Here is a 22,852-nt window from a genome sequence, read left to right as displayed (position 1 = left end):
CCCTCACCGCGAACGGGTTGCTTTCGTGTCCTGGCCGAATTGTGGCAGTAATTTGGCCCAGCAGTGTCGGCTTTGATTACAGATCGGCCATCCATCCACCCCGGTTCGGCCGGCTTCCGAACCAACCGTCTGCTGATAACCAACGGGTTAGCCAACAAACCGACTCCGTCAGGAAGCTCTGGCATCAGGGTTGCTTAATGGCAGGTGTTGGATGAACCAACGAAGTAACACAAGGTTGTAAAATGAAGATGTACAAGAAGTTGGCGGTGTTGGCGGCGGCGATGACGATGGCGACCTCCAGTTGGGCCGGTTTCATCGGAATCACGGCCCAGGGCGGCAATCCGAGCGGTGAAATGACCAAGCTCCTCACCCTGATCACGGTCGGCGAGGACTGCGTACTGTCCTTCATCGCGAAGGACGAACTGACGTTCGAGAAGGTCTCGAAGGGTGGCCTGGGGGTCGAAGCGAAGTCGTACACCTACCCGAACCTCAATTTCCTCGGCGACCTCAGCGGCTACGACACGATCTTCGTCGGCGTCAAGGCCGCGACCCAGATCGCCTGGTACGAGTATCCGACCGAAGACCTCCCGCTGACCTTCTCCTCTGGCACGATCAACAAGGACATCTCGCACATCAGCTTCTTCGGACTGAGCTGCCCCCCCGATGAGCCGCCCACGGTGCCCGATGCCGGTTCGATGCTGGTGATGCTCGGGGCCGGGATGGTCAGCCTCGCCGGACTGCGCCGCAAGCTGCGCCAATAAGTTCACCTTTCCGAACACCCAACCCAGTCCAAGCGAGGTCGCCCGCGGTTCGCCGCGGGCGATTTTCTTTCAAGACCCTGGGCGCGCGCAGTCAACCCGCCGGAGAGGGGATCCGGCAGGCCGTCACCAAGCCCGCTCGATGCTCCGCCGCTTCCACAGGAACTCGAACATGTTCCCCTCGTGCGGCTGGTCCCAGGAGATCTTCATGGTGGACACCGGCCCGATGTTGAGGCGCTCGATCTCCGGGTAGGCTTCCAGCCGCTCGATCAGGGCCGGATCCCGCGTGATGGCGGTACAGGCCAGCGTGTATCCCAGGGCCTGCGGAATTTCCGAGACCGGGGCGGTGACCACAGCCGCGTACGGGCAGAGGAACTCCCGGTTCGCCAGCGGATGGGCGAACGAATCGCACCGGACGATGGTCGGACGCAGGTAGGTTCCGCCCTCGAACACCACCTTGCGGGGCCCGGACCGGTGCTTCGCCGTGACGTCCTCCGCTCCGGGCGTACCGAGTCCCTCCTCGATCTGGGCATCGATGTAGTCCGCCATCTTCGGATTGGCGAAGCCCGACAACCGGGCCGCGTCGTCATCGGGCCGCGACGGCCCCACAGGACCCAGCCGCCGGGCGAGGGCGTCGGCAATCTCCCCGGCGTGGCGCGGCACCACCACCGCGCTGGCATTGATGCAGGAACGCCCCCCGTTGTCGGCGATGGAGGCCTCGATGACATCGAGGTATTCGCGCCAGTTGTCGATCTCGTCGTCGCCGATGACGATCTTGCTCCAGCCTGGCCCATGGACCTGGATGGCCGGGTTTGCCGCATACTGCTGGGTGGTGGACTTGTCCCCGAAGATCAGCGCCCGGCCGCAGGTGTTGAGGATGGTGGCCGAGCCTTCATGATCGGTCGGATAGAACCCGAACGCCTCGGCGGGAATCCCGGCGGCAATGAATGCCTGGATCAGCCGGTAGGGCGTCCACGGTTCCTCCCTGCCCGGCTTGATGACCACCGGGGTCTTGAGGGCGATCGCCGGAATCCACAGGGAATTCACCGCCGGAGAATTGCTGGGCATCACCAGCCCGAGCGCCTGGCAGGTCGGAAAGAAGCTCAGCTTGGTTCCGAACTGCTCCCCGAACCCGCGGTCCAGCAACCCCAGATCCAGGCCCCGGGACAACCCGTTGAGCACCTCCGTCATGTGGGTCAGCGCGTAGTGGATCTTGGCCATGTTCCGCCGGACCATCCCGTGCGGCAGGCCGCTGGTGAGACTCAACGTGGCCACGTATTCGGACGGAGACTGCGTGTGGCCCCGGTCCCCCAGCGGCAGCGTCCCTTCAAGGAACAACTCCCCCGCCCGGGCCGACCGCTCGATCAACTGCGCCACCGTGAACGGCTTCAACGAAGCACGCGCCGTCGCAATGCGGGCCAGGTCACGTTTGACAATGCCCCCGTTGACCTGGGAGACCGCGGCCAGCGTCGCGCCGGAACGGTGGTCCTTGAGTTCGGTCTTTTCGAGGGACTCGTACGGACGTCCGAGTCGGAGGGCGGGAAGGTGCGGGACGGTGCTCATGAATCCGGAGCGGCACTATACGGAGGCCACTGCCTGGCGCCAGCCGCGGTTGCGGCACCGGCACGGGATCGGCGCGTCGCCGGAGGGCTGGCCGGCGCGTGGGCCTATTCGTACCGCAGCGCCTGGATCGGGGCGAGACGGGCGGCCTTGATCGCCGGCAGCAGGCTGGCCACCAGCCCGACGGTCACACTGAAGGCCACCGCGGCGGCCATCGGGGCGAAGGTAACCACCGGAGCATTGGCCGAAGGAGACAGGCGATCCAGCAGGGCCACCAGCCCGAAGGAAGCCGCCACCCCGGCGAGCCCGCCCAGAGCGGCGATCACGCAGCCTTCGACCAGCACCTGCAGGAAGATCGCTGCCGGAGGCGCGCCGATCGCCTTGCACGTCCCAATCTCGCGGATCCGCTCGGTGATGCTGGCCAGCATGATGTTCATGATCCCGATCCCGCCCACCAGCAGGCTGAGCCCGGCAATGATGCCCCCGCTGATGCGGGCGTTCCGGATGCGCTTGTTGATGTCCTCCACCCGGTTTTCCTGCGTCTCGAAGGCGAAGTCCTCGATGCCCCGATGGGTCGTGAGCAGGATGTTGCGCGCCTGCTGCAACGCCGCTTCGAGCTGGGTGAGGTCCTGCACCTTGACATCGATGTCCGACAATCGCGGTTCGGCCATCCCGTCGGTGCCGGAGGCGGAGCGGAACTTCACCCACGCCGTGTTCAGCGGGATGTACACCACGTTGTTCTTCCGCCAGAAGGCGTCCCATCGCGGACTCCTCCATCCGCGCTGACGGGTCACGCCGCCATTCCCCGGGTCGGTTTGCGGCTGGCGGGCCGCCGCCTGACGCTGCCGCATGGACTGCTCGCTCTCGTAATGCCGGAACATCCCCACAATGGTGAACGGCTGGCCGTTGATCAGGATCTGCTCACCGATCGGAATGACCGGCCCGCCCGTCTCCGCTGGAGCACCGAACAGCTCATCCCGAATCCCGGTCCCGATGACACAGACGCTGTGGGCGTACTCCTCGTCGAGGTCGCCGAGGAACCGGCCGTGCTCGATCTCGTACAGGTTCATCTCGAGGACCGCCGGCCACGCGCCCACGACTTCCGAGGGGTAATGGTCCCGGCCACCCCGGGACACGACGGCGCGGCGCACCGACATCTCGGGCGAAACCACCGTCAGCAACGGGGCGCTGGCCTTGAGCGCGTACACGTCCTGAAGCGTTCGGCCCGGGGCAAGGTCGCGGAGGTGTTCCTGGTGGGTCGGCACTTCCTGTTCGCGGATCAGGACCTTGTTGAGTCCGCCCATGGCGATCATCGCCTCCTTCATCCCGTTCTCCATGCCCTTCACGATGGCCGCCATGGCCACCAGGCTGCACACCCCGAGAACGATCCCCAGCATGGTCAGCAGCGAACGAAACCGGTGGCTCCAGACCTCTTTGATCCCAATCAGCAGCGCAATGTAGAAGGTCATCGGATGTGTCCCCGGGCGGTCCTCATTCGTAACGCAGCGCCTGGATCGGATGCAGCCGCGAGGCCCGCACCGCCGGATACAGCCCCGCCACAATGCCCACCACGACGCTGAACCCGAAGGCCACCCCCAGCGCCATCACGGTGATTTGCGGAGCGTTGTCGGTCGGCGTGAACGCCCCGATCAACTGAACCACCCCCCAGGACGCCCCCAATCCCGCCAACCCGCCGACGACCGAGATCACCACCGACTCGACCAGGATCTGCGTGAACACCGCCTCCGTCGTCGCCCCGACCGCCTTGCGGATCCCGATTTCCCGCACCCGCTCCGAAACGCTGGCCAGCATGATGTTCATGATCCCGATCCCGCCCACGATCAGGCTGATGGCCGCGATGATGGTCCCGCTCATCCGCGCGTTGCGAATCGCCGTCTGGATTTCGGCCGCCCAATCCTCCTGGGTGCGAAAGGTGAAATCCTCGATCCCGCGGTGCGTCATCATCAGCACGTTGCGCGCCTGCTGCAATGCGGGCTCGAGCTGGTCCAGGCTGGCCACCCGGAACTGGATGTTCGACAGACGGTGATCCGCCGCCCCGTCCACCCCCGAACCGGCCCGGAACTTGGTGAGCATGGTCTGCAATGGGATCATCACCGTGTCGTTCTTGATCCGGAACGCGAACCCCCCGGGACCGCCTCCCCGCCATCCACGCCGCCGGTCGGGGCCCGAAGCGGCATTCGTCGAGGGCGGCAGCGATTGCAGATACTCCCTTTCCCGTCGCGCCTGCTCGCTCTCGTAGTGCTGGAACATCCCCACAATGGTGAACGCCTGGCCGTTGATCGTGATGCGTTCCCCGATGGGGATGACCTCCCTCCCCGTCCGCTCCGGATCTCCAAACAGGGCGTTCCGGATCGATGTGCCGATCACACACACACTCCGGCCCAGCTCGTCATCCAAATCCGTGATCATCCGCCCGTGCTCGATCACATGCTCGTTGATTTCCGCGTATCCGGGCCAGGTTCCGGCAAGAATCGACGCTCTGGTCTGCCGTCCCCGATATCCCAGCGTCGCGGAGCCAGGTGACCATCGGTTGATTTCGAAGGCAGGAACGATGTCCCGCAACAGGGGCGCCCCCGCCCTCAACGCCGTCACATCCCCCAGCGTCAGTCCCGGCGCCATGTCCGCCAGATGCCGCTGCCAGACCGGCAGTTCCGTCTGTGGCTCAACCCGGATCTTCTCCAGCCCGCCCATCGCCACCAGCGCCTCCTTCAAACCGTTCTCCATCCCCCGCACCAACGCCGACATCGCCACCAGGCTCGACACCCCCAGCACGATCCCGGACATGGTCAGCAACGAGCGGGCCTTGTGCGCCCAGATCTCCTTCAGGCCGGTGACAATGGTGTTGCCGAAATTCATGCCGTCAGACCGCTCCCAAAACCCGGATACCCGCCGGGCGCGAACGGCTCGCAATCTGACGCGCCACCGGCGGAATTCAATCCGCCATTGCTTCGCTCACTCCTCCCCTGTGCATCCCCGGTTGTCGGCACCGAGCCAGCGAATCGGAGGGACGAGCTCTGCGAGTCCTCAATCCAACGCTCCACACCGTTGCGGCCTCGTGGAACTCGGCCCTCCGAAGCGCCGTTCGGCGGAGTTCGCACCTCTCCCCACAACTCCGGGATGCACTGACTCCTCCCCCGTGCCACTCACCGCTCGGGAATCCGCAGGACGGTGTTCGGCAGGAGACGCCGTTCGTTCACTCCGGGATTCGCCCTGCGAAGGGACTCGAGCGGCACTCCGTACTGTCGCGACAGCCGTATCAGGGTATCCCCCGATTGAATGCGATGCGTCCGCACGGAACCTGCCGGGGACTCTCCACGACTGCTCCGCGCCTCCGCACGCAAAGCCCCCCCGGACGCTGCACCAGGTGGCTGGGATGCGCCCGACCGGACATCTGCGGAGGCCGGAAGCGCGGCCGCCAGACGACGGACCTCATTGCTCCAATAGGAGGCGTAGGCCACCGCCTGGGTCACCTGGGTGCGCAAGGCAAGATTCTCCCGGCGCGTGTCGCTGAGATCTCGAGCAATCGCGTCGCTGCGCACCACCAGCGGCACCGTCGTCGCCAGGCGTTCCGTGCAATTGGTCACCCGACGCCGGATGTCGTCCGCCCGCGGATCGTTGGGGCGCAGGCGCAGGTACCGCTGGTAGTGATAGACCGCATCGGCATACCGCCCCAGCGGCCCCTCGCACAGGGCGGCGAAACCGAGGTGAGCGTTGGCCAGTCGCGGATTCCGTTCGAGAGCCTGTTCGTAGTGCGCCGCCGCCGCCTCGAAATCCCGCAGCAACTCCGCGTCCCGCGCCCGCTGGAAATGCCGGTCACGATCCTCCGATGCCGGCATGAACATATCCGGCGAGCATCCGACCATTCCGACCGCGAAAAGGGCCAGCGGGATCCAGGCGCGCCACCCGCCCCGCCCCGCCGCAGTCCGTAACATGCGGGCAGGCTAGACGACCCCTCGGCCCGGAGCAATTGCCACCGGCCACAGACCGGTTCCCGCCGACTTGCCCGTTGACGCGGGTCCGGCCCGCTCCCGAACCTTCCCGCCAATGCCGAGCATTCAGCACGCCCTGCTTTCCGTTTCCGACAAGGCCCACCTGGTCCCGTTCGCCACCCGCCTGGCGGCGGCCGGGGTCACCCTGATCTCCACCGGCGGAACCGCCCGGGCCCTCCGCGAGGCGGGCCTGACGGTCACCGAACTCAGCGATTACACGGGCTTCCCCGAAATGCTCGACGGACGCGTCAAGACCCTCCACCCCAAGGTTCACGGCGGGCTTCTCTTCCGCCGCGACCTGCCCGATCACGTGGCCGCCGCCGCCGCCCATGGCATCGAACCCATCGACCTGGTGGTGGTGAATCTGTACCCCTTCGAGGCCACCGTGGCCCGACCCGGCGTCACCCTCGAGGAGGCCATCGAGAACATCGACATCGGCGGCCCCTCCATGCTCCGCAGCGCCGCCAAGAATCATGAGAGCGTCACTGTGGTCACCGACCCGGCCGATTACGACCTGGTCGCCACCCAGATCGCCGAACGCGGAGAAACGACCCTCGAACTCCGCCGCCGCCTCGCCGCCAAGGTCTTTGCCCGCACCGCCGCCTACGACGCCGCCATCGCCCGCCACCTCGAAGGCCAGGCCGACCCGCATTCCGTACTCCCGTCCCACCTCTCCCTTGCGGCGCCTCGGGTTCAAACCCTTCGCTACGGAGAGAACCCCCACCAGGCCGCCGCCTTGTATGGCCGGTTCCCCGATTTCTACCGCCAACTCCATGGCAAGGAACTCTCGTACAACAACATCCTCGACCTCACCGCCGCCGCCGCCCTGATCGCCGAATTCAACGGCGAGGCCCCCACTCTCGCCATCCTCAAGCACACCAACCCCTGCGGCGTGGGCCAGGGTCCGTCGCTCCTGGCCGCCTGGGAAAACGCCCTTGCCACGGATCGCCAGGCTCCGTTCGGCGGCATCATCGCCGCCAATCGCCCCATCGACCGACCCTGCGCCGAGGCCATCGCCGGGATCTTCAGCGAAGTGATCGTCGCCCCCGACTTTGAGGCGGAAGCGATCGAGGTCCTGCGCTCCCGCAAGAACCTGCGCCTGCTCCGGGTCCTTCGGGATCCCGTTTCGGAGCAACCCTGGGATCTCCGCAGCGTGGGCGCCGGCTCCTATCTCCTCCAGCAACGGGATGCCGATTCGCCAGGCCCAGACTCTCTCAAGGTCGTCACCCGCCGCGCCCCTACCGACTCCGAACTCCGTGCCCTCCGTTTCGGCTGGCGCGTGGTCCGCCACGTGAAGTCCAATGCCATCGTGTACGCCGGCGTCGATGCCGCCGGACACGGCCGCACCCTGGGCGTCGGCGCCGGACAAATGAGCCGGGTGGACGCCAGCCGGATCGCCGTCTGGAAGGCCGGGGAAGCCGGGCTTACCCTTGCCGGGAGCGTCGTCTGCAGCGACGCGTTCTTCCCCTTCCCCGACGGACTCGTGGCCGCCGCGTCAGCCGGTGCCACCGCGGCCATTCAGCCGGGCGGTTCCGTCCGCGACGCCGAGGTCATTCGCGCCGCAGACGAGCGGGATGTTGCCATGATCTTCACCGGCGTCCGCCACTTCCGGCATTGACCCGGTGCCCGGGGAGTTCGGCTCGCTAGCCCACGCGGCGCACGGCGTCTTCGGACCCGTAGGGGTTGGGGACGCGCAGCGTGCATTCCGGGTCGTCCCGCCACTGGCCGTCCACCAGGAAGCGGTAGTGATACTCGCCCGGCCCCAGGGCCACGCTGCCCTTCCAGACGCCGGTGGCGTCCTTGGCCAGATTGACGGGGGCGTGCTTCCAACTGGTGAAGTCGCCCACCAACTGGACACTCATGGCCGTGGGGGCGGTGATGCGGAATTCCTGACTGATCTTCTTGGATGCGGACATGGGCACTCCTTTCCCGGTCGCTTCCCCGCCGCGCTGTGTTTGGGTCGTGTTGCGGCGCACGGGTCCTAGCGACCGCCTCCACCTTGGGACAATCGCCCGATTTCACAACCAGGGAGTGGCGAGTTGAAACCGATCCCGGTGATTGTTCGATTTTTAATAAGCCCGGCACCTTACTATTGACCATCAACACTTATTTAATAGGCCTGGCCTTTTACAATTGACCATCACCACGGTTCCGCTGCGGCCTGATGGACGTACCTGGGGGGGCATCGAACTGGAGCAGGGTGTCAGTAATTAATAGCCGGGCTTATTATTTACAGGCGTCAACAATTAACAATAAACAATAAACAGCCTGCCTTTATATTTTATTCGCTCTATGGACAGCAGAGGTTGGATCCGGAGGCGATCCGGGAGGGCAGGGGCCGTGGGGGCTGCAGTCGCTCGGTCGCCTCAGAGCGTCGGCGCAACTCCCGACAGCGAGCCCGGCAGGGCGTACCGTTCGAGGTACTTGAGCGCGACCCGGAGGTCCCTGGGGATCGGGCATTCCATGCGCGTCGGTTCGCCCGTCACCGGATGGGCCAATTCCAATATCGAGGCATGCAGCGCCACCCGTGCCATCAATGGTCGCTCCTCCTTGTTCCGGGATCGCCGATAGCCCGGCTTGACCTCCGACAACCACAGCGGGCCACCCCCGTACAGGGCATCCCCGACGATCGGGCACTTCGCCCATTGGAGATGCACCCGGATCTGGTGGGTCCGACCCGTAAGCGGCCGGCATTCCAGCCACACGAACCCGTTGAATCGGGTGATGACCCGGCAGTCGGTGCGACTTCGCTTGCCGAACTTCGGATGCACCCGCATCACCCCGGGCCGCGTTGGGTGCGGACCCAGCTTCGCCTCCACCGTCCATGCATCCTCGGGCGGCCCGCCATGCGCCAGGGCATGGTAGGTCTTGATCGGCTTCTCGGACCCGAACAGATCGGCCAGCGCGGTGAGGACAGGTTTCGACTTTGCCAGCAACAGGACCCCGGAAGTCTCGAAGTCGAGCCGGTGGGCATTGGCAAGGTAGGTCAGGCCACGCTCCCGTACCCAGGGAACTCCCCGCCGAATGTGGGCATGAAGGAGGCCCATCAGGTTCGGCCGCTGCGGATCGTAACGATCCGGCGAGGTGAGCAAACCCGATGGCTTGTCCACCGCGAGCAGGTGCTCATCCTCGAACACCACCGGGACCTCCCAATACTCCCGGGTCTCGGGGGACGAAAGTTTGAGGCACGCCGGCGGGCGCTCCGAGGAATCGTTCATCGCACAGCGGCAGGGCCGCTCACTGCGCGCCGGTCATCGGCGCGGCGGCGGTCTCGGACCCGGCGCCCGATCGCCCGGGGAACCGCACATCGGCCGCGGCGAACCGCTTTCTTTCCCACTCCATGAAGGCCGAGAATCGCCCCAACTGCCGCGCCTGCGACAGGAATTCCGGCAGTTCGCGCCGCAATTCCTCCTCGGGTGCCGGTTCCTTCGAACCCAGGAAGAGGACAAATCCCCCATCGAACGACGAGGTAAACCCGCTGATCTTCCCCACGTCGAGACTCTCCGCCACCCGAAGGAGCTCTGACACCGTCGGACGCAGCCCAAGCTGCGGAAGGCTCACCGTCGAGCGCGCGAACCGATCCACGGGAATGGCCGCATACCCCGCCTCGGCGGACGCCTCCTCAAAGCTCTTCCCCTCGGCCACGGCCGCTTGTGCTGCCGCCGCAAAGGCCCGACCAGCAGCCTCTGCCAGGGAACGCGATTCCGAACGCCGCAACGACTCCGTCACCCGGTCCCAAACCAGCTCCAGCGGCTGCACATCGGGGGGGATCCGCCGGTCGAAGGCATACACATACACCGCCTCTTCACCAATCACCGGCGTGGCAAACGGCTCCTCCGCCGACAGGGCGAAGGCGGCCCGGTTGAAGGTGGATGGCACCCTCATTCCCGGTGCCGGCTCGAAGGCGTTGAACGGAAAACTCCGCTGCGCCTCCATCCCCAATTCCTCCGCCAGACGGTCGAGCGAATCGGGCACCGGCTCCATCTGGTACAGCCGGTTCGCAAATTCGTTTGCCTTCCGCCGGGCCAGGCTCAGCGCCAGGTTACGCTTGAACTCCTCCGTCATGTCCGTCCGGGCCGCCTCCGGCGACTGCGGATTGCCCTCGGCATCCCGGAATGTCTCAGCATCGCGCTGCTGAATGGCTGCATCGATCATCTGCGCGAAATTGGTGCTGGTGTTGAACTCCGTCTCCGCCTCGGCCATGAATTGGGTCGCCGCAAACCGCACATACCGCACCACCATCCGCTCGGGAATCCGGTACTCCGCCATCCGGTTCGTGTAATGCCGCCCGATGGCGTCCGGGCTCAGATCCACCTGGGCGACGTAATTGCTCGCCGCGAAGACCACCACCGACCCGGAATACTGCCGGTTCGCCTCCAGGTACCGGGCCTCGGCCTCCCGCGGCGGCACCAGGGCCCCGCTCATTCCCGTCAGTTGAACCAGATGCTGCAATGCCACCTCGCGCCGCATGAACCGCTCGAAGTCCGTCCGTGCCAGCCCCCCCTGCTGCAAGATCACCCCCAGAAACTGCTCGTACGCCGCCCGGTTGAAGGTCCCTGTCCGTTCATCCCGCAAAAAGGGCAGCTCCACGATCCGCGCCGCCGCCACCTCGTCGGTCACCTCGATTCCCAACCGTCGCGCCTCGTCCAGCAGGAACAGCCGGTTGATCACCTGCGTCTCCTCGTCCCAGCCCCGACCGCTGCCCGTCGGCCACTCGCCTTCGCGCAGCCAGTACCCGAGGCGCGCCTCTTTCAGCGCCGCCATGTAGTCGTCGTAGTCGATGGCCCGGCCCCCGATGCTCCCCAGGGCCCCGCGTGGCACCCCCCCACCGCCCATGCCCGGCTGGTTGGGCGAGAAGAAGATCACAAAGCTGACGATCACGATCCCGATGAAGATCAGCCCGATCGCTTGGTTCTTGCGGATGAACTGGAACATACGATTTCCCGACGCAAAGGAACGGGACCCTAGCCGCCAACGAAAAATCCGGTCAAACGCTTTCGAGCTTCCCCTCCCCATCCCGGTGCATCCCAACCCGCCCCTTGGCCATTGACTCGCCACCCGGGCCCGATTGGGATTCCATGACAGTGCCGGGTCAACGGCCCGCCATTCCATGAACTCTCGATTCTTCCCGGGTGTGCGGCGGTTGGGGTGTTGTCTCGTGACCTTGGCCGCCCTCTCCGGGCCCATCGGGGCCGCCCCGTGGCCGCAGGAAGGCATGATCGTCAACTGGGGCTGGAGGATCATCCCCACCGGCACCTGGGGCGGCCGGGCCATCGCGGCCGGCGTGACCTTCAACCTCGCCCACGGATACTTCATCCCCCCCGACGGCCTGGCCTATCCCCGTGGGCCGGTCCTCTACGATGAATTCCGTCCCCTCGACCTCACCGACGTCGTGGACATGGCCATCGGCGAGTTCTTCGCCGTCGCCCTTCGGGGGGACGGAACAGTGGTCACCTGGGGTCGCATGGAAGGCACCATGGAGGGTCCCCCCGGGCCTCGACCCGAGATCGTCATGCCCGAGGGCCTGAACCATCTCGTCGCCGTGGCCGCCACGGATCGCCTTGCCGCGGCCCTCCGCGCCGACGGACGGGTCCTGACCTGGGGCGACGAATGGTCCCTCAGGGTCGCTGAAGTTCCGGAGATCGACGACGCCCTGGCGATTGCCGGCTGTGGCGGCGCCTTTCTGGCCCTCCGTCGGGACGGGTCCGTCGTCGCCTGGGGACCGTTTGCCACGCCCGGGTATCGCCATTTGATGTCCCTCCAACGGAACGTCGCGGCCATCGCCCAGGGCTTGTCCCACGCCCTCCTCCTGCGCCATGACGGAACCGTCCTGCACATCTCCCAGGAGCATCCCGAGGGCGAACGGGTCGAGGGCATCACGAACGCCACCGCCGTCGCGGCGGGACGGCACAGCAGCCTGATTCTCAAGGCCGACGGGACCGTCATGGGCTGGGGCTCCGACGGAGCGCCGCCGTCCGGCCTCAAGGACGTGGTCGCCATCTACGCCGGCGGCCAGAGCAGCTTCGCCTGGACGCTGGCCCCTTTCATCGCCTATCTGCCGCCCCACACCGTCCTGGAACCGGGCATGCCGTTGCAGATCGAGGTCGAGGCGGTGGCCCGCGGCGTGCCTTCCTATCAATGGCTCCGCGACGGCGTCCCGATCCCCGGCGGCACCGGGCCCCGCCTGATGGTTCCCGAGGTGGGAGAGACCGATGCGGGATTCTACCGGGTGGTGGTCAGCCATGCCGGTTACTCCGCCACCAGCGAGGCGGTCGGCGTGGCCGTCGGCCGTCCGCTCATCCTCTCCGGGCCCGACGACCTCACGGTGGTCGAGTCCTCCAAGGCCACACTGCTGGTGCGGCAGTTGTCCCGGGACTGGCCCGCGTTTCAATGGTATCGCGGAGACGAGCCGATCCCGGGCGCCAACTGGCCCTTCCTGGAATTCCCCGAGGTCAACCGCTCCGACGAGGGCGAGTACCGGGTCGAGGTGACGAACGAATACGGGGTGACTGAAAGCCGGCGGGCCCGGCTGACGGTCGTCGCCGACACCGGGCCACGCCTCGATCAGACCCAGCCGCAATCCTGCAGCGCCGCCGATCTGCGCCCGGGCCCGGGCCTGCGCGAACTGGCCCAGACCTTCACCCCATCCATCTCCGGCCGCTTTCATCACGTCCTCTTCTCGGGAAATGCGGGGAGTCCCGCCCAGGAATGGCCCACCCTCGTGGAACTTCGTGAAACCGTGGAGGGACGTCCCGAGGGACCCCTCCTCGGAAGCGTGGCCGTCCCGGCCCTGAACACCGGCGTCGAGGCCCATTTCGCGGATCAGGCCATCTACCTCGAAGCGGGGCGGCGTTACGCCCTGGTGTTCTCCACCGAGGCGCCCGAATCCAGGAACGCCTCCCAGTACACGATCCGGACCTGTTTCTTCGATCTGTACCCGGGTGGCGACCTGTGGATCCGCTGGCCCGGAGGTTCCTGGACCATTCCGGACCTCAAGCCGGACGGCACCGGCAGCACGGACCTGGCGTTCTCGACCTATATGATCGCCGGGCTGCCGCCCATCCGGCTGGACGAGCCGCGACCCGGCTCCCTGTTCCAGGCGGGGGACGAAATCCGGCTGCGCGCCGTTCCGGATCCGGAAGGGGAAGCGGTCACCGAAGCGACCTTCTACGCCAACGGCGCCCCGATCGGGAGTGTCGTCGAGCCTCCCTTCGAGATCGCCTGGCGTCCGCTCGAACCTGGATCGGTCGAACTGGCCGTCGAAGCCGTGCTGGGCGGAACCCTCCACCGATCCGAACCGGTCTCCATCCAGGTGCGCCTGGGCGGACCTCCCAACGACGATTTTGCCCACCGTGCGATTCTCGAGGGCGACGCACCCCGGGCCGTCATGGATTTCACCCGCGCCACGACCGAACCCGACGAACCGCGGCCCTTCCCGGAGGCCCTGGGCCGGACGCTCTGGTGGGAATGGACTGCCAGTCGCACCGGCCACGTCACGGTCGGAGTCCCCGGACCGACCGGTTCGGGCGTGGCGTTCGCGGTCCTGGACGGAACGAGCCCGGTGTCAGGCACCCTGACGTCCACAGGTCTCGGTTCCTGCGAGTTTCACGCCACCCGGGGACGCATCTACCTCGTCGTCGCCGATGTACTGGTCGAACCGGAGTCGCCCATGACCCTCCATCTCGCCTCCGCCGACCTCGCGCTCCGCACCGACCCGAACCCCCGCGGCCCCGATGCCTCCGAGTCGTACCGGTTCCTCCTCGACCGGATCCATCGGGAACGGGTGCTGTCCGAAGTCCACCTCCTCCGCGACGGTGTGCCCGTCGCATCCATGCCCGGCGACCAGTCTGAATACGCATGGGACATTCCCCTGGAGGAGCCCGGCACGTTCGTCTGGCAGGTGCGCGCCACGAATGCCGAAGGATTCGCGGCCGCCTCGGCACCCCTGCCGATGTCCGTTCGCCCGGCCAATGACGATCACCAGCGGGCCATCGAGCTGGGCGGCACCCGGGCCCGCGTCACCGGCAGCAACGTGGCCGCCACCCGCGAGGCGATCGACTACCGCATGGGCGCGGAGGGCCTCTGGGGCACCAACGAAGGGGGCCGTTCGATCTGGTATCGCTGGACCGCCCCGGCCTCCGGCATGATCGAACTGACGGCCTCGGGCACCCACCACCCCAACGGCCCGTCCTTCCACGCACTCCTGGCCGCCTTCCTCGGGGATTCGCCGTCCCTGGCCACCTACGTCGGCAAGGTCGTCATCAGCATCTGGAGCCCCGTCTTCCGGTGGCGGGTCGAGGAAGGCGCCACCTACCTGTTCCTGGTGGACGGCGCGTTCGGCGAGGAGGGCCGGATCGTCTTCGACCTCGCCCTGCGCCCCGTCAACGACTCGTTCGCCGATCGCGCCAGGATCGAGGGCGGAGTCGTCCGGACCCGCGGATCGCTCCAGGGTGCCACCCTCGAATCGGCCGAAGTGGCGCTGTTCGGAACCGCCGACGCCGTCTCCGCCTGGTGGACCTGGACCGCCCCGGCCGGCGGCCCCGTGGAGATTTCGGCGGTGTCCCAGACCGCCTCCGCCCCGTCGCTCACGGTGCGCCTGTTTTCCGGGTCCCAACTCGGTTCGCTGACCGCGATCCCGGACCTCACCCTTCCGGGAACGCCGCGCCCGACGATCGCCTTCCTTGCCGAACGCGATCAGACCTATCACATCGCCGTGCTCGGCCCGCGGGATGCCACCGGCGAATTCCTCCTGTCGCTGGACCATCTGGGAATCCGGCTGGTGGTTCCGGCCGACGGATCGGTCTTCCGGGTCCCGGCGGAAGTGCCCCTGGAGGCCCGTCTCCCCGATCCGGAGACCCGCCCGCTCGCCATCTTCTACTTTGCCAATGGAGTGGAAATCGGCCGGGCGCTCGAAGCGCCCTACGTCCTGTCATGGCATCCGGCCGAACCCGGGATGTACCAACTGGAAGTCGAAGCCCACATGCCCTCCGGCGTCACGCTCCGCAGTCCGTCCGTCGCCGTGACCGTCGTCGAGGGAACGGATCTCCCGAGGCCCCGGGTGTTCGCCGGCCCGGCCGCGCAGGGATCCTACATCCTCAACGCCGCCGGCATGCTCCAGGTCAGCGGCCTGTTCCAACACCATTTCGGGCTCGGTCCATCTCAGAACAGTGTCTTCGTCAGGACCGCCCAGTGGCCGCCGGAGGTCGGCCGCTGGACCACCATCGTCGGGGGAGCCAGCGACCTCGCCCAATGGATCGTGCCCGGCCAGTGGTTCCCCGTGCACATCCCGGATCCCAATCCCAATCGCGGCTCCTCCTGGGCGATCGCCGGGAACGGTGTCCTCTATCGAAATGGCGAAACCGCCATCCCGTTCCCGCCGAACGTCCGGGCATGGCGTAAGCTGGGCATGCTTCAACGCGTCCTCTATGCCCTCGGGGACGACGGCGTGCTGTACGAGGACGGACGCGACCGGCACGACTTCGCCGCCCGTTTGGAATGGTCGGATTTCGTCCTGGGCTACTTTGGCAGGACCACCACGCTCACCGCCGACGGCCGGGCCTTTCATCACCTCATCGACCCCTGGGACCTCACCACCGACCGCTCCTACGAGTGTCCCTTCCCCGAGGGCGTCCGCCGTTGGCTCGCGGTCGATGGATCGGGATCCCAGGTCATCCTGCGGGGCGACGACGGCGAACTCTACCTTGGCCTCACCCTCAACCAGGATCGCGCCCTGGATGTCCCCACCCGCCTGGTCCGACCCGAGGGCGTCACCGGCTGGCACTCCGTCGCCGCAGGTGGCGAACACGCCCTCGCGCTGAGCGACGACGGACGGCTGTTCGGCTGGGGACGCAACTTCGAAGGCCAGCTCGGAGTGGGAACCTCCGCCCATCACATTCCCGCCCCCACTCCCGTTTCCCTGCCCCCTTCGGTCCGCGGATGGATCGCCGTCGCCGCCGGGCAAAACCACACGCTCGCCGTCGGAGACGACTGCCACCTCTACGCCTGGGGCTCCAATTCCCACGGGCAGCTCGGCCTGGGCTGGATCTCCCACACGATCGCCCCGGCCCGTGTCGCCAATGTCGGCTCCCTCTGCGGTATCCCGGTGGTCTTCACCACCGGCGAGACGTTCCGCCTCGATGACGGCCGCTTCCGGTTCCGGTTCCCCACCGACTTCAACCGCCCCTACACCATCCAGTACACGGATCCCACCACGTCCTGGCACCCCGTCTTTCCTCCCATCGTCGGAACCGGCACGACCATGGAATGGATCGACGACGGTCCGCCCGCCACAGCCGTCCATCCCCGGGACGTCCCCTGGCGGTTCTACCGGCTGGTCTTCGGGCTCTGACCTCCATCCCGTCTTCGTGTCCGTCCGGAGGAGGGCGTCATCCGCCTTGGCGCCCATCCCCCGCCCGCTACCCTCGGACCCATGTTGCAGAGGACGCCCCTTCATCCCGCTCATCTCCAGCTCGGCGCCCGCATGGTCGATTTCGGCGGCTGGGAAATGCCGGTCCAGTACTCCGGCATCCGCGACGAACACCTCGCGGTCCGATCCGCCGCCGGCCTCTTCGACATCTCCCACATGGGCGAGATCGAGGCCGCCGGTCCGGACGCGGAAGCGTTCCTGAACGGCCTCCTCACCAACGATCTCCGCAAACTCACCCCGGGCGCCGGCCAGTACACCCTGCTCTGCCTCCCCGACGGCGGGGTCCTCGATGACCTCTTCGCCTATCGCACCGGCCCCGACGCCTACCTTCTCATCGTCAACGCCACCCGCGTCGCCGCCGACTTCGCCTGGATCGGGCAGCGCCTGGCCGAATCCGGCCTCGGGCAAGGCGTGCGGCTGACGAACGCCTCCGCCGACCTGTCCGCCCTGGCCCTCCAGGGACCGCTCACGCCGTCGTTCATCGACGAGGTGCTCCCGCCCTCCGCCTCCGCCCCAGGGGATGCCACCCCCCTCCGCGCCTCCCAACTCCCCCGCAATCGCATCGCCCGCCACACCTTTCGCGGCCAACCCGTCTGGTGCGCCCGCACCGGATATACGGGCGAGGATGGCTTCGAGCTGGTCGCCCCGAATGCGATCGTTGCCGAACTCTGGAACGTCTGCCTCGACGCCGGCCGCCCCCACGGCCTCAAACCCTGCGGTCTGGGCGCCCGGGACACCCTCCGCACCGAGATGGGCTTCCCGCTCTACGGCCAGGAATTGACCGGGCAGCGCACCCCCATCGAAGCCGGGCTCGATGTCTTCGTGGCCCTCGACAAGCCGGACTTCTGCGGCCGCGAACCGATGATCCGCCAGAAGCAGCAAGGCCTGTCCCATCGCCGCGTCGCCTTCCGCATGACCGGCACCGGCGCCCCCCCTCCCCGCCCCCACTATCCCATCCGGGACCAGGCGGAAGGCGGCGTTCTTCTGGGCGAAACCACCAGCGGCACGCTCAGTCCCTCCCTCGGTACCGGCATTGGCATGGCCTACCTCCCCACCGCCTTCGCCACCCCCGGTCAGGCCGTCTGGATCGAGATCCGCGGACGCCGATACCCCGCCGAAATCGCGCGCCGACCTCTCTATTGCCGTCCGTCCGGCAAGTCGGCATGATCGGTCCACCCAAGGAGTGTTGCGGGCAGATGGCGGAAGCCTGAGACCTGAAAGTTGAAACCTGAAACCTGAGGCCTGAAACCTGAGGCCTGAAGTCTGAGGCCTGAAACCGGACGCGGTTTGTCCGTCGGGCCCAGGAGGGATTCAGCGGATGGTCCCCAGGCCCCTCCCTGCCCGGAATCATCGAGGACCCGAACCCGCAGCCGGCGGGACCACCCAAACCCATCCCATGACCATCCCTGCCATCCCACCTCTGCCGTCCTGCCACCGGTCCCGCTTTCCCAAGGCACTCCTCGGTTTCATTCCCATCCTCGGCCTCCTCCTGACGGTCTGGCTTCGAGCCGGAGCCCATGGACCCGGAGGCGGGCACACGCCTGAGCCCTCCGCGCCCAATCCCCTCATCTCGGCGAAACCCGTCACCAACCTCAGCCTGTTCGTCGCCGAACTCCTTATCCCCCCGACCGCCACCCCCGCCTCGGTCTCGCCCGAAGGATACCTGGTCTATGAGATCCGGATGCGCACCAACCTCCACCCGTTCCATCCGGACCTCCCGGCGGTCCCGATCTGGGGCTATTCGCACTCCCCCGATCTCCCCGGTCTGTCCCCCGGCCCCACCATCCAGGCCACCGGCGGCGTGCCGGTGATCGTGCGATGGATCAATGAACTCCCCGACCAGTACCCCGACTGGATCCCCGCCGACACCCGCAACCACGGCGTGCCCAACCAGGATGTCCGCAACGTCGTTCACCTCCACGGCGGCGCGAACCGACCCCTCTTCGACGGCCATCCCACCTACTGGTTCCGCCCCGGTGTCACCACCAATTACCTCTACGACAACATTGACCTGTCCCACGATGCCGATGGCGAAACCCTCTGGTACCACGACCACGCCATCGGCGTCACCGCCAACAATGTCTATGCCGGCCTCGCCGGTTTCTATTTCCTCCGCAACCCGGAGTTCGAGGCGGCCATGCGCTTCCCGGCCGGCGACTTCGAGGTGCCCCTCGTCTTCCAGGACCGCGACATCCAGATCGATGTCCATCCGCCCACCCTCCTCTCCGATCTCGCCAGCACCAACGCCAACCCCTGGCATTACCTCCCCGTCGTCAATGGTCGCATCGCCCCCTACTTCGAGGTCGAACCCCGCCGCTACCGCTTCCGCATCCTCAATGGCTGCAACTTCCGCACCATCGGCCTCGTGCTCCAGACCCAGACCGACGCGTCGCCCCCGGTCCAGACCAACGTCCCCCTCTACCAGATCGGCACCGATGACGGCTTCCTCCCCGCCCCGGTCGTCATCCCCGCCACCCATGGATTCCTGCCCACCCTTCGCCTCATGCCCGGCGCCCGGGTGGATGTGATCGTCGATTTCACCGACTGGAACGGCTTCACCAACATCGTCCTCGCCAACGATGTCGAGCCCGGCAGCTTCGCCGAGCCGCCCGGAGAACCCCGCAATGTCCTCGGCGGCGCCTTCCTCCAGTTCCGCGTGGTGAAACCCCTCTCCGAACCCGACACCAGCCGCATCCCCGACGTCATCCACGAAAATCCCCTCACCGCCGCGGACCTCGCCCAACGGTCCGTCCGCACCCGCCGCATCACCCTCGATATCCGCCCCGAACAACCCGCGCCGGGCCTGAAGTTCGACACCGACCATCACCTGTTCGCCATCCTCAACATGATGAACTTCGATGAGCCGGTCACCGAGAACCCCCGCGCCGGAGACGTCGAGACCTGGGAGTTCCTCAATCTCACCGGCGTCGCCCACCCGATGCATGTGCATCTCCTCGATTTCCTCGTCCTCAACCGCACCCGCTTCCGGGACTTCCAGGGCAGCGACCCCACCTATGTCCCGGGCGGCGTCGCCAATTACATCCTCGACCGCCGCAACGGCACCCTCAAGGACCTCTCCGCCTACCTCGACGCCACCGCCTCCGGCACCCGGCCGCCCCAGGCCAACGAAATGGGCCCCAAGGATGTCGTCCATGCCGCCCCCTGGACCGTCACCCGCGTCGTGATGCAATGGCCCACCAACGAAATCTTCTTCGGCCCCTACGTGTACCACTGTCACATCCTCGATCATGAGGACAACGACATGATGCGGCCCCTTGAACTCCGACCGCCCCTGCCTCCGGATACCCTCTGGACCGGGTTCGACCGGATCGACAACTCCTGGTCGATCGAGGTCGGCACCCGCTCCGGCGTGACCTACGACGTCCAGGCCTCCGACGACCTTGTCACCTGGCAATCCATCGGGAGTCAGGCCGGCACGGGCATGACGCTCTATCTCACCGACCCCGCCGCAGACGCCCCGTTCCGCTTCTACCGCGCCACCCTCACGCCCTGAGAGAGCGCGGGAGCGCCATGCTCATGCCGGGTCCGGGTGCCGGTGGGCATCCCGGGAGGCGGGGAGAATCTCGGTGCTGTACCCGGGCTTCCCGGGCAGGACATAGCAGCCATCGCGGATGCATACCGGGTCCGCGAAGTGCTCGTGGAGGTGATCCACATACTCGACCACCCGCAGATCGCGGGGACCCCCCACCGCGATGGTGTCGAAGGCGCTCAGGTGCTGCACGTGTTCGCAGAGCCCCACCCCGCCGGCATGAGGACAGACGGGGATGCCGAACTTGGCCGCCATGAGCAGGACGGCGAGGCATTCATTGACGCCGGCCAGCCGGCAGGCATCGAGCTGGCAGACGTCGATGGCCCCCGCCTGGAAGAACTGCTTGAACAGGACGGCGTTGGCACAGTGCTCGCCGGTGGCCACCCGCATGGGCGCCACGGCGGCGGCAATGGCGGCATGACCCAGCACATCGTCGGGACTGGTGGGTTCCTCGATCCACCATGGGTCGAACCGCGACAGACCCCGCAGGCGCTCGATCGCCTCGGGAACACTCCACACCTGGTTGGCGTCGATCATGAGGCGGCGCTGATGTCCGATCTCCCGGCGAACCATGCCCAGGCGGTGGCGGTCGGCAGCCGGATCCTGGCCGACCTTCACCTTGAAATGATTCCAGCCGGCCGCGACGGCCTCCCGGCAGCGCTTGCGGATCTCCGCATCGGAATACCCCAGCCATCCAGCCGACGTGGTGTAGGCGCGCAGCCCTTCCTCAACGAGGCGAGATTCACGAACGGGCTTTTGGGCGGCCTGACGTTCGAGAAGTTCCAGCGCCTCCTCGGGCGTCAGGGCGTCCGTCAGGTAACGGAAGTCCACACAGCCGACCAGCGCCGACGGCGAAAGATCGACGAGCAGCTTCCAGAGCGGTTTGCCGGCGACCTTGGCCTGCAGATCCCAGACCGCATTGATCAGTGCGGCCGCAGCCAGGTGGATGACCCCCTTGTCCGGCCCCAGCCAGCGAAGCTGGGAATCGCCGGTGACATGCCTCCAGAAAGCCGCCATGTCGGAGGCAATGGCGCCCAGGTCATGGCCAATCACCCGCGGCAGGAGCGCCCGCATGGCCGCACAGACCACCTCGTTCCCCCGGCCGATGGTGAAGGCGAGTCCATGCCCGGCCCATTCGGATGATCCGCCCGCCCGCAGAATCACGTACGCCGCCGAATAGTCCGGGTCCGGATTCATCGCATCCGAACCGTGAAGCCCGTGGGAGGTGGGGAAGCGAAGGTCGAGGATCTCGGCCTCGCGGAGGCGCAATCGCATGGGCGGAGATCCCTCAGGCGGGAACCTTGAGGGAGAAATACAGGGCGTGCAGGACAGCCGGGATCCAGAAAAGCAGGCAAAGGGCGATGTTGAGCACCGTGTGACCCGGGGACCTGCTGGCGAGATACACGGCCAATGGCGGCAGGAAGATGCTGAGCAGGATCAGGACCGCCTTGTTCATGGGCAGAGTGTCATGACGAGGTTGCTCCCACGGGTCAAGCCCGGGGATGCGCCGCGATTCCGCCGTGCGCCACGCTTCATCTTTCCGCTTTGCCCCGCGTGCACCCTTGGCACCATCGCCCGCCCATGTCCCCATCCGCCCGCGCCGCCGATCAACCCATTCTCCGCGTGGCCCACCTCGGCGTAACCCGGGGACCCGTAACCCTCCTCGCCGACATCCACTGGACCGTCGCCCCGGGACAGCACTGGGTCATCCTCGGCGCCAACGGCTCCGGCAAGACCTCCCTGCTCGCCGCCCTCACCGGGTACCTCACCCCGACCGCCGGCACCCTCGAACTCCTCGGTCATCGCTACGGCCAGGCGCACTGGCCCGAACTCCGGAAACGTGTCGGTCTCGTCAGTTCCGCTCTGCGCCAGTGGTTCCACGACGACGAACCGGCCCTCGAAATCGTCGCCGGTGGCCGCTACGCGACCATCGACCTCCGCGAACGGCTCCGTCCTGCGGATGCCCGTCAGGCCGCCGCCCTCCTCGCCCTCGTCGATGTCCCGTCCCTCGCCGACCGCCCTTGGGCCTTCCTCTCCCAGGGCGAACGCCAGCGTGTCCTGATCGCCCGCGGTCTCATGGCCCAACCCGATCTCCTCATCCTCGATGAACCCTGCGCCGGTCTCGACCCCGTGGCGCGCGAACGCTTTCTCGATCTCGTCTCCCGCCTCGGCCACAGCCCCCATCCCGCCCTCGTCCTCGTAACCCACCACGTCGAGGAAATCGCGCCGGTCTTCCGCCATGCCCTCCTGCTCCACGCCGGTCGCGTCGCCGCCGCAGGGCCCGTGAAGGAAACCCTCACCTCCACATCCCTCTCCCGGATCTTCGGCGCCCCTCTGCAACTCCGCCAATCCCGAGGCCGCTACACCCTGCGACTGGACAGATCCAGACGTCGGACCGGCCCACCCGTAAAACACTCCGGCTTCGCCCCTCCGTCGCCATTCAACCTCTGAAACGTATCCGCAGCAGGGCCGCCACCCGAAAACCCAGTCCGACCCCGGCCTGGCGCGGCGCTTCCTCGAGAACCGGCCTCCATCGTCGAATCGGCCG

The 22,852-nt window shown here is 67.0% G+C and carries 15 protein-coding genes; 6 read left to right on the top strand and 9 right to left on the bottom strand.

Annotated elements, in window-relative coordinates:
- Positions 1-242: 242 nt before the first annotated feature.
- The gene (locus KF833_15100; GenBank protein ID MBX3746635.1) at positions 243-761 is read left to right on the top strand and encodes a VPDSG-CTERM sorting domain-containing protein; all 519 of its coding nucleotides are present in this window, start codon (positions 243-245) and stop codon (positions 759-761) included.
- Between the two features lie 123 nt (positions 762-884).
- Here KF833_15100 and KF833_15095 read toward each other — a convergent pair whose 3' ends face one another.
- The 4 genes from KF833_15095 to KF833_15080 all read right to left on the bottom strand — a co-directional run bounded on the left by KF833_15095 (position 885) and on the right by KF833_15080 (position 6,271).
- Positions 885-2,321, bottom strand: a complete 1,437-nt coding sequence (locus KF833_15095; protein ID MBX3746634.1) for an aldehyde dehydrogenase — start codon at positions 2,319-2,321, stop codon at positions 885-887.
- Between the two features lie 104 nt (positions 2,322-2,425).
- Positions 2,426-3,787 carry an ABC transporter permease gene (locus KF833_15090; GenBank protein MBX3746633.1) on the bottom strand — a complete coding sequence of 454 codons (1,362 nt, stop codon included), beginning with the start codon at positions 3,785-3,787 and terminating at the stop codon, positions 2,426-2,428.
- Positions 3,788-3,809: 22 nt separating this feature from the next.
- On the bottom strand, positions 3,810-5,195 hold the full coding sequence (locus KF833_15085; protein ID MBX3746632.1) for an ABC transporter permease: 1,386 nt from the start codon (positions 5,193-5,195) through the stop codon (positions 3,810-3,812).
- Between the two features lie 287 nt (positions 5,196-5,482).
- Entirely contained in the window at positions 5,483-6,271 is a 789-nt protein-coding gene (locus KF833_15080) for a LysM peptidoglycan-binding domain-containing protein (protein MBX3746631.1), read from the bottom strand.
- 112 nt (positions 6,272-6,383) lie between these two features.
- On the opposite strand from KF833_15080, the gene purH reads away from it, so the two are divergent.
- The gene (gene purH, locus KF833_15075; GenBank protein ID MBX3746630.1) at positions 6,384-7,946 is read left to right on the top strand and encodes a bifunctional phosphoribosylaminoimidazolecarboxamide formyltransferase/IMP cyclohydrolase; all 1,563 of its coding nucleotides are present in this window, start codon (positions 6,384-6,386) and stop codon (positions 7,944-7,946) included.
- Between the two features lie 25 nt (positions 7,947-7,971).
- Here the strand turns inward: purH and KF833_15070 are convergent, their stop codons facing one another.
- The 3 genes from KF833_15070 to KF833_15060 all read right to left on the bottom strand — a co-directional run bounded on the left by KF833_15070 (position 7,972) and on the right by KF833_15060 (position 11,263).
- Positions 7,972-8,244 (bottom strand): glycoside hydrolase family 13, encoded by a 273-nt coding sequence (locus KF833_15070; protein MBX3746629.1) that lies wholly within the window; start codon positions 8,242-8,244, stop codon positions 7,972-7,974.
- A gap of 450 nt (positions 8,245-8,694) precedes the next feature.
- A complete protein-coding gene (locus tag KF833_15065) occupies positions 8,695-9,546 on the bottom strand; it encodes an RluA family pseudouridine synthase (protein ID MBX3746628.1) in 852 nt (283 codons plus the stop codon).
- Positions 9,547-9,565: 19 nt separating this feature from the next.
- Positions 9,566-11,263, bottom strand: a complete 1,698-nt coding sequence (locus KF833_15060; protein ID MBX3746627.1) for a SurA N-terminal domain-containing protein — start codon at positions 11,261-11,263, stop codon at positions 9,566-9,568.
- A 175-nt stretch (positions 11,264-11,438) separates the two neighbouring features.
- On the opposite strand from KF833_15060, the gene KF833_15055 reads away from it, so the two are divergent.
- The 3 genes from KF833_15055 (at position 11,439) to KF833_15045 (ending at position 20,268) form a co-directional block, all read left to right on the top strand.
- Entirely contained in the window at positions 11,439-16,676 is a 5,238-nt protein-coding gene (locus KF833_15055) for a hypothetical protein (protein ID MBX3746626.1), read from the top strand.
- An 81-nt stretch (positions 16,677-16,757) separates the two neighbouring features.
- A complete protein-coding gene (gene gcvT, locus KF833_15050) occupies positions 16,758-17,921 on the top strand; it encodes a glycine cleavage system aminomethyltransferase GcvT (GenBank protein MBX3746625.1) in 1,164 nt (387 codons plus the stop codon).
- A gap of 229 nt (positions 17,922-18,150) precedes the next feature.
- Entirely contained in the window at positions 18,151-20,268 is a 2,118-nt protein-coding gene (locus KF833_15045) for a multicopper oxidase domain-containing protein (protein ID MBX3746624.1), read from the top strand.
- Between the two features lie 21 nt (positions 20,269-20,289).
- Here the strand turns inward: KF833_15045 and KF833_15040 are convergent, their stop codons facing one another.
- Both KF833_15040 and KF833_15035 read right to left on the bottom strand, forming a co-directional pair.
- Positions 20,290-21,579: a fuconate dehydratase gene (locus KF833_15040; protein MBX3746623.1), complete on the bottom strand. Its 1,290-nt coding sequence runs from the start codon at positions 21,577-21,579 to the stop codon at positions 20,290-20,292.
- Between the two features lie 13 nt (positions 21,580-21,592).
- Positions 21,593-21,760 (bottom strand): YqaE/Pmp3 family membrane protein, encoded by a 168-nt coding sequence (locus KF833_15035; GenBank protein ID MBX3746622.1) that lies wholly within the window; start codon positions 21,758-21,760, stop codon positions 21,593-21,595.
- A 125-nt stretch (positions 21,761-21,885) separates the two neighbouring features.
- On the opposite strand from KF833_15035, the gene KF833_15030 reads away from it, so the two are divergent.
- Entirely contained in the window at positions 21,886-22,755 is an 870-nt protein-coding gene (locus tag KF833_15030; protein MBX3746621.1) for an ATP-binding cassette domain-containing protein, read from the top strand.
- Positions 22,756-22,852: the final 97 nt, after the last annotated feature.

This window comes from Verrucomicrobiia bacterium, assembly GCA_019634625.1.
In the GTDB taxonomy this organism is placed as follows: domain Bacteria; phylum Verrucomicrobiota; class Verrucomicrobiia; order Limisphaerales; family CAIMTB01; genus CAIMTB01.
Note: the sequence above shows the minus strand (reverse complement) of the source record. Positions and strands in the feature narration are given on the sequence as shown.

Bases quoted from the DNA above. Each gene is read 5' to 3' on its own strand.
- purH (MBX3746630.1), top strand. From the start codon at position 6,384: ATGCCGAGCATTCAGCACGCCCTGCTTTCCGTTTCCGACAAGGCCCAC.
- KF833_15040 (MBX3746623.1), bottom strand. From the start codon at position 21,579: ATGCGATTGCGCCTCCGCGAGGCCGAGATCCTCGACCTTCGCTTCCCC.
- KF833_15030 (MBX3746621.1), top strand. From the start codon at position 21,886: ATGTCCCCATCCGCCCGCGCCGCCGATCAACCCATTCTCCGCGTGGCC.
- KF833_15085 (MBX3746632.1), bottom strand. From the start codon at position 5,195: ATGAATTTCGGCAACACCATTGTCACCGGCCTGAAGGAGATCTGGGCG.
- gcvT (MBX3746625.1), top strand. From the start codon at position 16,758: ATGTTGCAGAGGACGCCCCTTCATCCCGCTCATCTCCAGCTCGGCGCC.
- KF833_15055 (MBX3746626.1), top strand. From the start codon at position 11,439: ATGAACTCTCGATTCTTCCCGGGTGTGCGGCGGTTGGGGTGTTGTCTC.
- KF833_15090 (MBX3746633.1), bottom strand. From the start codon at position 3,787: ATGACCTTCTACATTGCGCTGCTGATTGGGATCAAAGAGGTCTGGAGC.
- KF833_15035 (MBX3746622.1), bottom strand. From the start codon at position 21,760: ATGAACAAGGCGGTCCTGATCCTGCTCAGCATCTTCCTGCCGCCATTG.
- KF833_15070 (MBX3746629.1), bottom strand. From the start codon at position 8,244: ATGTCCGCATCCAAGAAGATCAGTCAGGAATTCCGCATCACCGCCCCC.
- KF833_15095 (MBX3746634.1), bottom strand. From the start codon at position 2,321: ATGAGCACCGTCCCGCACCTTCCCGCCCTCCGACTCGGACGTCCGTAC.
- KF833_15080 (MBX3746631.1), bottom strand. From the start codon at position 6,271: ATGTTACGGACTGCGGCGGGGCGGGGCGGGTGGCGCGCCTGGATCCCG.
- KF833_15060 (MBX3746627.1), bottom strand. From the start codon at position 11,263: ATGTTCCAGTTCATCCGCAAGAACCAAGCGATCGGGCTGATCTTCATC.
- KF833_15100 (MBX3746635.1), top strand. From the start codon at position 243: ATGAAGATGTACAAGAAGTTGGCGGTGTTGGCGGCGGCGATGACGATG.
- KF833_15065 (MBX3746628.1), bottom strand. From the start codon at position 9,546: ATGAACGATTCCTCGGAGCGCCCGCCGGCGTGCCTCAAACTTTCGTCC.
- KF833_15045 (MBX3746624.1), top strand. From the start codon at position 18,151: ATGACCATCCCTGCCATCCCACCTCTGCCGTCCTGCCACCGGTCCCGC.